At 62.5% G+C, this 10,195-nt stretch carries 9 protein-coding genes; all 9 read left to right on the forward strand.

Going from position 1 to position 10,195, the window contains the following annotated elements:
- The first annotated feature begins 132 nt into the window (after positions 1–132).
- Positions 133–1,263 (forward strand): OpgC family protein, encoded by a 1,131-nt coding sequence (locus tag AC1DZY_RS22805; protein ID WP_476822447.1) that lies wholly within the window; start codon positions 133–135, stop codon positions 1,261–1,263.
- Positions 1,260–2,009, forward strand: coding sequence for an SGNH/GDSL hydrolase family protein (locus AC1DZY_RS22810; RefSeq protein ID WP_476822448.1), 750 nt, complete (start codon positions 1,260–1,262; stop codon positions 2,007–2,009). The genes AC1DZY_RS22805 and AC1DZY_RS22810 overlap by 4 nt, the downstream gene beginning before the upstream one ends.
- 433 nt (positions 2,010–2,442) lie before the next feature.
- Positions 2,443–2,874: a pyridoxamine 5'-phosphate oxidase family protein gene (locus tag AC1DZY_RS22815; RefSeq protein WP_476822449.1), complete on the forward strand. Its 432-nt coding sequence runs from the start codon at positions 2,443–2,445 to the stop codon at positions 2,872–2,874.
- Positions 2,875–2,922: 48 nt separating this feature from the next.
- Complete coding sequence (locus tag AC1DZY_RS22820; RefSeq protein WP_476822450.1) at positions 2,923–5,208, forward strand: FdhF/YdeP family oxidoreductase; 2,286 nt, start codon at positions 2,923–2,925, stop codon at positions 5,206–5,208.
- Positions 5,209–5,261: 53 nt separating this feature from the next.
- The gene (gene cyoA, locus AC1DZY_RS22825) at positions 5,262–6,197 is read left to right on the forward strand and encodes a ubiquinol oxidase subunit II (protein WP_476822451.1); all 936 of its coding nucleotides are present in this window, start codon (positions 5,262–5,264) and stop codon (positions 6,195–6,197) included.
- A gap of 2 nt (positions 6,198–6,199) precedes the next feature.
- A complete protein-coding gene (gene cyoB / locus AC1DZY_RS22830) occupies positions 6,200–8,206 on the forward strand; it encodes a cytochrome o ubiquinol oxidase subunit I (RefSeq protein ID WP_476822452.1) in 2,007 nt (668 codons plus the stop codon).
- Positions 8,203–8,841 (forward strand): cytochrome c oxidase subunit 3, encoded by a 639-nt coding sequence (locus AC1DZY_RS22835; RefSeq protein WP_476822453.1) that lies wholly within the window; start codon positions 8,203–8,205, stop codon positions 8,839–8,841. The genes cyoB and AC1DZY_RS22835 overlap by 4 nt, the downstream gene beginning before the upstream one ends.
- The gene (cyoD, locus tag AC1DZY_RS22840) at positions 8,838–9,206 is read left to right on the forward strand and encodes a cytochrome o ubiquinol oxidase subunit IV (protein WP_476822454.1); all 369 of its coding nucleotides are present in this window, start codon (positions 8,838–8,840) and stop codon (positions 9,204–9,206) included. Before AC1DZY_RS22835 ends, cyoD begins: the two co-directional genes overlap by 4 nt.
- Before the next feature lie 69 nt (positions 9,207–9,275).
- On the forward strand, positions 9,276–10,121 hold the full coding sequence (locus tag AC1DZY_RS22845) for a cation diffusion facilitator family transporter (protein WP_476822455.1): 846 nt from the start codon (positions 9,276–9,278) through the stop codon (positions 10,119–10,121).
- Positions 10,122–10,195 lie beyond the last annotated feature (74 nt).

Raw genomic sequence — 10,195 nt, forward strand, 5'->3', positions numbered from 1 at the left:
TTTCCGCGATGACGTGCCGGGGAACGTGCCAAGTTCAGCCGGTAAGCTGAGGCTCATTGGACGGGCTTAGGTTTGGGCCCCGGTGGGGGGGGTGAACGACATAGCGATTGATACATTGACGCACCCACGTCGATGCAGGCGATGATCGTCGTCAAAAAGAAAGAACGATTTGCCATGCGCCAGCCTAACGCAGTCGATTTCTGGCGCGGCTTCGCCCTGATCACTATCTTCATCAATCACGTTCCCGGGCTGTTTTACGAGCGGTTTACGCATCGCAACATTTCACTGTCCGATTCCGCCGACCTGTTTGTGTTCCTGGCGGGCTGGGGCTTGCGCTACGCGGTGGGGCGAGCCGATAGCGAAGTCCCCATTAAGCAGGTCGTCATGCGCGTCCTGGGCCGGGCGGTCACGCTCTACGCCGCGCAGGCGATGATCGTCCTCATCGCCATCGCTATGCTGGGCGCGACCGCGCGTGGGCTCGACAACCCACTGATCCTCGAATGGATCAACGCCGCGCCGATCTTCTACAATCCGGCGGACGCCCATCTCGGGCTGGCGATGTTGAGCCTGCAGTTGGGCTATTTCGATATCCTGCCACTGTATGTGGTGCTGATGCTGATGGCGCCGGTGATGGTGCTGGTTCACCGGTCGGCACCCAATTGGCTCCTACCGATGTCGCTCGCGCTCTACCTGCTCGCGATCGTTCTGCGGATCAATCTGCCGACTTGGCCGACCCGGGGTCAGTGGTTCTTCAACCCGTTGTGCTGGCAGCTCGTCTTCGTGCTTGGGTTCACCCTGGCCCGGGAGCGTGGCCCAGGCCGGATCGCCCGTGAGCATCTCCACCTCATCCAGCTTCTGGCCGTGCCGATCATCCTCGGTTGCGGCGTCATGATGTGGTTCAGTTGGTGGCCCGACCCGACCAAGGTGCCGTCACCACGGCTGTTGTTCCTCGTCAGCAAAACCTATGTGACACCGCTGCGTCTGATCCAGTTCCTGGCACTGGTTGCGCTCTTCTCCGCCGTCTATCCATTCATTGTGAGACACGCAGGCCGCGTGGTCGGTTGCCTCGCGCTCCTCGGCCGGAACTCGCTGCACGTCTTCTGCGCCGGATCATTGCTGAGCCTTATGGCCCAGATCGTGCGCGTTTCGGCGGGGGCGAGCATCCTGCTCGACACAGTCATCATGCTTGTCGGTATATCGCTATTGGGTTTTACTGCGTGGCTGTCGGAATGGCGTGATCGCCTAGGGGGCAAAACAGCATGAAGGGCTCCCTCGCGCTCGGCATCGCCGCCCTAGCGATGTGTTGCGCGGCCGTGGCGCAGACAGTTCCCCCCCTGCCGTCCAGTGATGCCGCGCCAGGCTGTATGGCCGGCACCGGCGTTGCAGCGGCCGAAGTGCGATTGCCGCAGATTGGCAACGCGCTGGCCAACAAGCGCAAGCTCACCATTCTGACGATCGGAGCCTCGGCCGCCAGCCGTACGCCGTCGCGGGACTATTACGACATCATCGAGCGCTATCTCGAACGGATGTTCAAGGGCCTGGACGTCGAGATCCTCGACCGGGGCGTCTCGGGCGAATTAGCCCGCGATGCGGCAGAGCGGATCAAGCTCGAGGTTGCGCTGGACAGCGTCGACCTCGTCCTTTGGCAAGTCGGAACGTTCGATGCTCTTGCGCGGGTTGCTCCGGAGGAGATCGCGCAGACCCTTGCCGAGACGGCGAAATGGCTGCGGGCACACAAGATCGATCTGGTTTTTATCGGCCTGCATTATGTTCGCAGTCTGGAGACCGACGCGACCTACCAAGCCATCAGAGAAGCCGTACGGCGGGTCGCCGCTGAACAGGGCGTTCTGCGGATTGGACGCTATGAAGCCGGAGAGGCGCTCGCCAAAGCACGATTGGGCCAATCCGCCGACGACTTCGACGCCACCAGTTCCGGATATGCCTGCATGGCCGAAACGGTTGCCAGAGCGCTCGCTGCAGGCCTTTTTGGTAGAATGATGCCGCCCTGACCACCGCTCGTGAACTCCCCGGGCTGTAGCTGTTCGCTGACGGGACGATCATACGTAAACAGTACGTAGCCCCTGCTGACGAGCCGGACAGCACGTAAGCCGCCTCTGATGCTCGGTGATCTAACCCGCTGGTGCGGAACGGAGGTTTTGGTTCATCTGGTTTCCGCTACCTCCGGAACGATTGGTCGGGGGCTCAGGTTCCGGAGCTCGCAGTTCCGCTAGTTTGCTGCGTCCGGCTCCAGCGATACTGCGATACCCCTTCATTGCCAGCTAGAAAACGCTCGCTGAAGGCAACCGCCACACTAGCTCCGCTGTGATAAACCGCGCACTAGCGAGCAAGAACGCGGTGCGTCGAATCGTCATGGTCAGGAACAGAAGCGGTGATAGGCCGTTCGCCAACCAGCGTGCCAACCCGCTGCTTTGGAGCCACTTCATGACAATGAGCATCAAGGACATTTCCGAGAAAATGCAGGACATCGACTTCTGCATGTTGTCCACGAAGATGGCCGGCGGAGAGCTCGCCAGCCGGCCCATGAGTAACAACGGCGAAGTCGAATACGACGGCGATTCCTGGTTTTTTGCCTACGAGACCGCCGCGTTCGTCGGGGAGATCGCGGATGACCCCAACGTCGGCCTGACGTTTTCGGCGGGTAAGAGCCTGCTAGGCAAGCCGGGCATCTTCATCAGCGTTGCAGGAGAAGCCAGCCTCATTCGCGACAAGGGCGAGTTTTCGGCGCACTGGGTCGATGATCTAGAGCGCTGGTTCCCGAACGGGATCGAGACCCCAGGCATGGTCATGCTCAAGGTGCACGCAAAACATATTCATTACTGGGACGGCGAAGATCAGGGCGAGGTCCAGATTTAGCAGCCGCGCCAGCCGCCCCTTCTGCTATCTGCTCGATGGAGATCAAAGATGACGGATGAGCGTGAGCTAACCCATTCGTCGGGTCCCGCCGGCGGCTGGGGTTCGCTGAAGGGCATCGCCCGCATATTCGGGGAGAGCTGGTCAAGCCCTGCCGCTATTGGCACGCTGGGCCAATTGAACAAGCCCAAGGGCGTGATGTGCGTGTCATGTGCCTGGCCAAAGCCGGCGAACTACTCGCCCTTCGAATTCTGTGAGAACGGTGCGAAGGCGACGCTGTGGGAGCTCACCAGCGCGCGCTGCAAACCGGAATTTTGGACCGAGGCGGATCACAGCGTCACGGCACTGCGCGGCTGGACCGACCACGATCTCGAAATGACCGGGCGACTGACGCACCCGTTGCGATACGATGAGACGAGCGATCGGTACGTCGCCGTGACGTGGGACGAGGCCTTCAACGATATCGGGGCCGTGCTCAAGCCGATCGCGCCCAACGAGGCGGTCTTCTACGCCTCGGGCCATGCCGGGCTGGAGGCGTCCTATCTTTACGCCCTGCTGGCGCGAGCGTTTGGGACGAACAATCTGCCGCAAAGCTCGAACATGTGCCACGAGACTACATCGGTCGGGCTGACCAAGGTGATCGGTTCCCCCGTCGGCACGATCGTTTGGGACGATCTCGAGAAGGCCGATGCGTTCTTCTTCTTCGGGCAAAATCCCGGTACCAACAGCCCCCGTTTTCTTCACCCTCTGAAGGCGGCAAAGGATCGCGGCGCCAAGATCGTCACCTTCAACCCGATCATCGAACAGGGGCTGGTGTCTTTCGTCGACCCGCAAAGCCCGGCCGCGATGCTGACCGGCAAGGCGACGACGATCTCAGACCAGTACCACCAGCTCAAAGCTGGCGGCGACGTCGCAGCGATACTCGGCCTCTGCAAATGCGTCGTCGAGGCCGACGACGCAGCCAGGAGCACTGGTGGAACAGAGGTGATCGATCACGCATTCGTCGAGCAGCACACGACTGGCTTCGACGATTTCGTTGGATCCTGCCGGGCGACGGACTGGGCGGAGATCGAGCAGGAAAGCGGTCTCACCGAAAAGGCGATCAGGGATGCGGCGTCGATCTATATCGCAGCTGAACGCGTCATTGGCGTCTACGGCATGGGGTTGACCCAGCATACCCACGGGTCGCTCAACATCGCCATGCTGGTCAACCTGCTGCTCCTGCGCGGCAATATCGGGCGTGCCGGTGCGGGCTGCTGTCCCGTTCGCGGGCACAGCAATGTCCAGGGCCAGCGAACGGTCGGGATTGCCGAAAAAGCGCATCTCGTGCCGCTTGACAAGCTCAAGGCGATGTTCGGCTTCGAGCCGCCGCGCGAGGACGGCATGACCATCGTTGATGCGGTCGAGGGTCTGATTGCGGGCAAGGTGCGCGCCTTTATCTCGCTAGGCGGCAACCTGTTGCGCGCCGTGCCCGACCAGAAGCGCATGGAAGCGGCCTGGGCCGCACAGGACCTGACCGTGATGGTCTCGACCAAGCTGAACCGTAGCCATCTCTTTCCGGGCAAGCACGGTTATATCCTGCCCTGTCTTGGCCGCTATGAGACCGACCGGCAGGCTGGCGGCGAGCAGGCGGTAACGACCGAGGACAGCTTCTCAATGATCAACGGGTCGCTGGGCCACCGGGCGCCGGTCTCCAGCGAGGTCAGAAGCGAACTTGCGATCGTCGCCGGCATCGCCAAAGCAGCCCTCGAACCGAACAAACGGCTGAAATGGGACGCCTGGACCGGCGATTACGGGCTTGTGCGCGACTTGATCGAACAAACCTATCCGGACGATTTTCACGATTTCAACAAGCGAATGTTCGAGCCCGGGGGGTTCTACCGGGGCAACGGGGCGCATGAGCGGATCTGGAAAACGGAATCTGGCAGAGCCGTTTTTACGACGACTGGCCACCTCAATGCGCTTGGCTTCAAGACTGCGCCGGGACGCTACCGACTGATCACCCTGAGATCGAACGACCAGTTCAACACGACGATCTATGGCTATTCCGACCGATATCGCGGCATCGAGGGGACCCGCGACGTCTTGCTGATGAACCCCGACGACATCGCGGCAGCCGGCATGACGAACGGCCAGGCGGTTAGGCTGGTTACCGACGTCGACGACGGTGTCGACCGGCAACTCGGCGGTCTCACGCTGACCGCCTATCGCATCCCGCGCGGCACGGTTGCCTCCTATTATCCCGAGTGCAATGTGCTCGTTCCGGTGGGCCATCACGACGAGCTGTCCAAGACCCCGGCGTCGAAATCCGTGCCGGTACGGATCGTTCCGGACTGATTGACGTCCGACGTATTTCTTGAGGACCGCTTCCAGCTGGACACCATCAAGCAATGCCTCAATCCTGCAGGAGGATTCGAAAAGCCTCGGTGGCGTCCTGCGCCGCCGCGTTCCTTGTCTTGACAGGATGCCAGCGCGGCGTGCTGGCGCCGGAAGGACCGATCGGCGCGGCACAACGCACGATTTTGCTCAACTCCCTGGCCATCATGCTGGCGGTCGTGATCCCGACCATTCTGGGCACTCTGGCCGTCGCCTGGTGGTTCAGGGCGTCAAATCCGCGTGCAAAATATCGGCCTGATTTTACCTTTTCCGGTCAGATCGAACTCGTGGTCTGGGCGGTGCCGGCCATGGTCGTACTGCTGCTCGGCGGTATCGCATGGATCGGCAGCCACGAGCTCGACCCTGCAAGGCCGATCGCGTCCGAGATCAAGCCGGTGACCGTCGAAGTCGTCTCGCTCGACTGGAAATGGCTGTTCATCTACCCTGAGCAAGGCATAGCAAGCGTCGACCGCCTCGTCATACCGGCCGGCACGCCGATCGCATTCCGGCTGACCTCCGGAAGCGTGATGAACAGCTTCTTCGTGCCGCAGCTCGGCAGCCAGATCTACACCATGGCGGGCATGGCAACCCGGCTGCATCTGCTGGCCGGTCGGCCAGGCACCTTTGACGGCATCTCGGCCCAGTACAGCGGCGCCGGCTTCGCCAAGATGCACTTCAAGGTCGAAGCGCTTGCGCAGGATGCCTTCTCGGCATGGGCCGCGCAGGCGAAAGGACAAAGCGCGACGCTGGATCAGGCGAGCTACGGCGAACTTGCCAGGCCCGGCCAGTCACCCGCCGGCCGGCTTTACGGCAGCATCGCTCCCGGCCTCTTCGACACGATCATGCAGATCACGGCAGCCTCGCCTGACATGGCGCCGGCCTCCGCATCCGCCGCCGCGTCCCCTGCTGCGTCCCCTGCTGCGTCCCCTGCCGATCACCGGAAGCACTGACCATGTTCGGCAAGCTCGGCTGGAACGCGATCCCGCTCAACGACCCGATCCCGCTCGCTGTGTCGGGGTTGGTCGCAATCGTGCTGGCGGCGCTGCTGGGCTGGACGTTCCAGCGCGGCTATTGGCCCTATCTCTGGCGCGAATGGATCACCTCGGTCGATCACAAGCGCATCGGCGTGATGTACTGCCTGCTCTCGGCCGTGATGCTGCTTCGCGGCTTCAGCGACGCGATCATGATGCGCTCGCAGCAGGCGCTCGCGACGGCGGGCGCGCAAGGCTATCTCGCGCCCGAGCACTACGACCAGGTCTTCTCGGCCCATGGCACGATCATGATCTTCTTCGTGGCGATGACCTTCATGGTCGGGTTGATGAACTTCGCCGTGCCACTGCAACTCGGCATCCGCGACGTCGCCTTTCCGACCCTGAATTCGGTCAGCCTGTGGCTCACCGCCAGCGGCGTGCTGCTGGTCAATCTCAGCCTCATCGTCGGCGAGTTCGCGCGCACCGGCTGGCTGGCCTATCCGCCATTGTCGGAGCTCGCTTATTCGCCCGGCGTCGGTGTCGACTACTACCTCTGGGCGCTGCAAATCTCGGGCGCGGGCACGCTGCTGTCGGGCATCAACCTGACCACGACGATCCTGAAGATGCGGGCGCCGGGGATGAGCATGACCCGGATGCCGATCTTCTGCTGGACGGCGCTCGCCTCGAACCTCCTGATCGTGGCGGCTTTCCCGATCCTGACCGCGACCTTCGCAATGCTGCTACTCGACCGCTATCTCGGCTTCCACTTCTTCACCAATGACGGCGGCGGCAACGCCATGATGTACGTCAACCTGATCTGGGCCTGGGGCCATCCCGAGGTCTACATCCTGATCCTGCCGGCCTTTGGCATCTTCTCGGAGGTGATCTCGACCTTCTCCGGCAAGCCGCTGTTTGGCTACCGCTCGATGATCGTGGCGACCATGGCGATCTGCGTCCTCTCCTTCGTGGTCTGGCTGCACCATTTCTTCACGATGGGCGCCGGCGCCAACGTCAACGCCTTCTTCGGCGTCATGACGATGATCATCGCGGTGCCCACCGGGGTGAAGGTCTTCAACTGGCTATTCACGATGTATGGCGGGCGCGTGCGCTTCTCGGTGCCGCTCATGTGGGCGCTCTCCTTCATCGTCACCTTCGTCATCGGCGGCATGACGGGCGTGCTGCTGGCCGTGCCGCCGGCCGATTTCGTGCTGCACAATTCGCTCTTCCTCGTGGCGCACTTCCACAACGTCGTGATCGGCGGCGTGCTGTTTGGGGCCTTCGCTGGCTATACTTACTGGTTTCCCAAGGCGTTCGGCTTCACACTCGACGAGGCCTGGGGCAAGGCGGCGTTCTGGTTCTGGACGATCGGTTTCTACGTCGCCTTCATGCCGCTCTATGCGCTGGGCCTGATGGGGATGACGCGGCGCCTACAGCACACGGTCGATCCGAGCTGGGTGCCCTATCTTTATGTGGCGGCCGCCGGCGCGGGCCTGATCCTGTGCGGCATCGCCTGCCAGATCATCCAGCTTGTCATCTCGATCCGCGCGCGCGAGGCACGCCGGGCCCGTGCCGGCGATCCCTGGAACGGGCGCACGCTGGAATGGGCCACGGCGTCTCCGCCGCCTTCCTTCAACTTCGCGGTACTGCCGGACGTCGAGGACACGGAAGCCTATTGGGGTATGAAGGCGAAGGCCAACAAGGAGGCGGAGGCTGCGTCTGCTCCCGACTACGAGCCGATCGAGATGCCGCGCAACAGCCCAACGGGCGTCATCACCGCGTTCTTCGCGACGCTGATGGGCTTCGCGGTGATCTGGCACATCTGGTGGATGGTAGCGCTTGGGCTGCTCGGGGCCTTCGCGACCTTCGTCGTGTTCGCCTGGCGCGACGAAGCGGACTTCGACATTTCGGCAGCGGCTTTGGCGGAGGCGGACGATCCGCATCGCTTCGCACATCGCGAGCACCTTCGGGGCTGGGAGCTGCCGCAATGAGCGCCGTCGCGGATGATCCTCACCAGCTCGGGCGCCACCAGAGCGACAGCAGCCGCTACGACGGCGGAATTGCACCTAAAGCCATCGTCACCAGTTACGGTTTCTGGCTGTTTCTGGTTTCCGACATCATCATGTTCTCGGGGTTCTTCGCCGCCTACGCGGTGTTGGTGACCGCAACGGACGGTGGACCGTCGGGGCGCGACCTATTTCGTCTCGATATGGTCGCGATCGAGACCGCTCTCCTGCTGCTGTCGACGCTCGCCTGCGGCATGGCCATGCTCGCCGCACACGCCAGACACATGGTCTGGGCGCAAGCCGCATTGTTCGTGACCGGCCTGCTCGGCTTCGGTTTCCTCATGCTGGAAATCCGCGAGTTCGCCGAGATGATCGCCAAGGGTGCAGGGCCACAACGCAGCGCCTTCCTGTCGGCCTTCTTCGCGTTGGTTGGCTGCCACGGGCTGCACGTCTTGGTCTGTATCCTGTGGTGCGGCACGATGATGGCGCAGCTTCTGGCCAAGGGCTTCCGCGCTGACATCATGCGACGGCTCGCCTGCTTCAGCCTCTTCTGGCACGCGGTTGACATCGTGTGGGTCGGCGTTTTCACCATCGTCTATCTGCTGGGAGCGCGAGCATGAGCAAACCTCCCGCTTCCGGCTTGGCTGATCCGGCGGTCGACCGGGCACCCGGTGATGCCGCGCTCGGAAGCCTGCGCGGATATCTGTTCGGCTTTGCGCTGGCCGCGACGCTGACCGCGATGTCGTTCTGGGTCGCATCGACTGACCTGTTCTGGCCGCCGGGCGTCGCGATCGGGCTATGCGTCCTGGGCGTCGCGCAGATAGGCATCCATCTCGTCTTCTTCCTGCATCTGACGAGCGGTCCCGACAACAGCAACAATGTGCTGGCCGTAGCCTTCGGCGTTCTGGTGATCGTGCTGGTCGGGGCGGGCTCGCTCTGGATCATGGCCAATCTCAACGCCAACATGGCGCCGATGAACGGGTAGGTCGCCAATGCGATTGTGGGGCTGAGTGCGGCATTTACCGAATCAGAGCCTGCGACCGAGGGAATTGACATGGCATCTCATTCCGGGTCGAAGACTGTGATCTACGCTGCGGTCGCAGGCAATCTGTTGATCGCCGCCACAAAGTTCATCGCCGCGACATGGACCGGCAGTTCCGCCATGATGTCGGAGGGCGTCCATTCCCTGGTCGACACCGGCAACGGCCTGCTGCTGCTTTACGGGTTGCACCGCGCTGCCCAGCCGCCCGACCTAACCCATCCGTTCGGCCATGGCCGGGAGCTCTATTTCTGGAGCTTCATCGTCGCGCTCCTCGTGTTCTCCGTCGGCGCAGGTGTTTCGTTGTATGAGGGCGTGGCCCACATCGTCACGCCAAGCCATGCCACCAACCTGAAGGTCAACTATGTGGTGCTGGGTCTCTCGGCGCTGTTCGAGGGCTATTCATGGTCCGTCGCGTTCAGGGAGTTCAGATCAGCCAAGGGTTCGCTTGGCTATCTGGCCGCCGTCAGGCAGAGTAAGGATCCAAGCGTCTTCACCGTGCTGTTGGAGGACACCGCTGCACTGCTGGGGCTGTTCGTGGCCTTCCTTGGGATCTCGGCTGCGGCCTATTTCGACAGTCCCGAACTGGATGGCGTCGCCTCGATCGTCATCGGGTTGATCCTGGCAGCGATTGCGATCCTGCTCGCTCGCGAAAGCAAGGCGCTTTTGCTCGGCGAGGCCGCCTTTGCCGCATGTCCAGGAGGACATCATGTCGGCGGTACGCGGCGACCCCGACATCGAGGCGATCAACGGGATGACGACGGTCCATCTCGGTCCCGACCAGATCGTCGTGGCGCTGAGCCTCGAGTTCAAGGACGCCCGTTCGACCGGCGACATCGAGGCCTGCGTCGAACGGATTGAGGCCAGGCTCAGAGAAGGTCGCTCGGATATCGCTTCGGTCTTTGTCAAACCTCAGACCTCGGCGACCTGGCGAA

The sequence above is a fragment of the Allobosea sp. P2_A10 genome (assembly GCF_056405115.1).

Excerpts from the sequence above, each read along its gene's own strand:
- AC1DZY_RS22805 (WP_476822447.1), top strand. The coding sequence starts at position 133 with ATGCAGGCGATGATCGTCGTCAAAAAGAAAGAACGATTTGCCATGCGC.
- AC1DZY_RS22810 (WP_476822448.1), top strand. The coding sequence starts at position 1,260 with ATGAAGGGCTCCCTCGCGCTCGGCATCGCCGCCCTAGCGATGTGTTGC.
- AC1DZY_RS22815 (WP_476822449.1), top strand. The coding sequence starts at position 2,443 with ATGACAATGAGCATCAAGGACATTTCCGAGAAAATGCAGGACATCGAC.
- AC1DZY_RS22820 (WP_476822450.1), top strand. The coding sequence starts at position 2,923 with ATGACGGATGAGCGTGAGCTAACCCATTCGTCGGGTCCCGCCGGCGGC.
- cyoA (WP_476822451.1), top strand. The coding sequence starts at position 5,262 with ATGCCTCAATCCTGCAGGAGGATTCGAAAAGCCTCGGTGGCGTCCTGC.
- cyoB (WP_476822452.1), top strand. The coding sequence starts at position 6,200 with ATGTTCGGCAAGCTCGGCTGGAACGCGATCCCGCTCAACGACCCGATC.
- AC1DZY_RS22835 (WP_476822453.1), top strand. The coding sequence starts at position 8,203 with ATGAGCGCCGTCGCGGATGATCCTCACCAGCTCGGGCGCCACCAGAGC.
- cyoD (WP_476822454.1), top strand. The coding sequence starts at position 8,838 with ATGAGCAAACCTCCCGCTTCCGGCTTGGCTGATCCGGCGGTCGACCGG.
- AC1DZY_RS22845 (WP_476822455.1), top strand. The coding sequence starts at position 9,276 with ATGGCATCTCATTCCGGGTCGAAGACTGTGATCTACGCTGCGGTCGCA.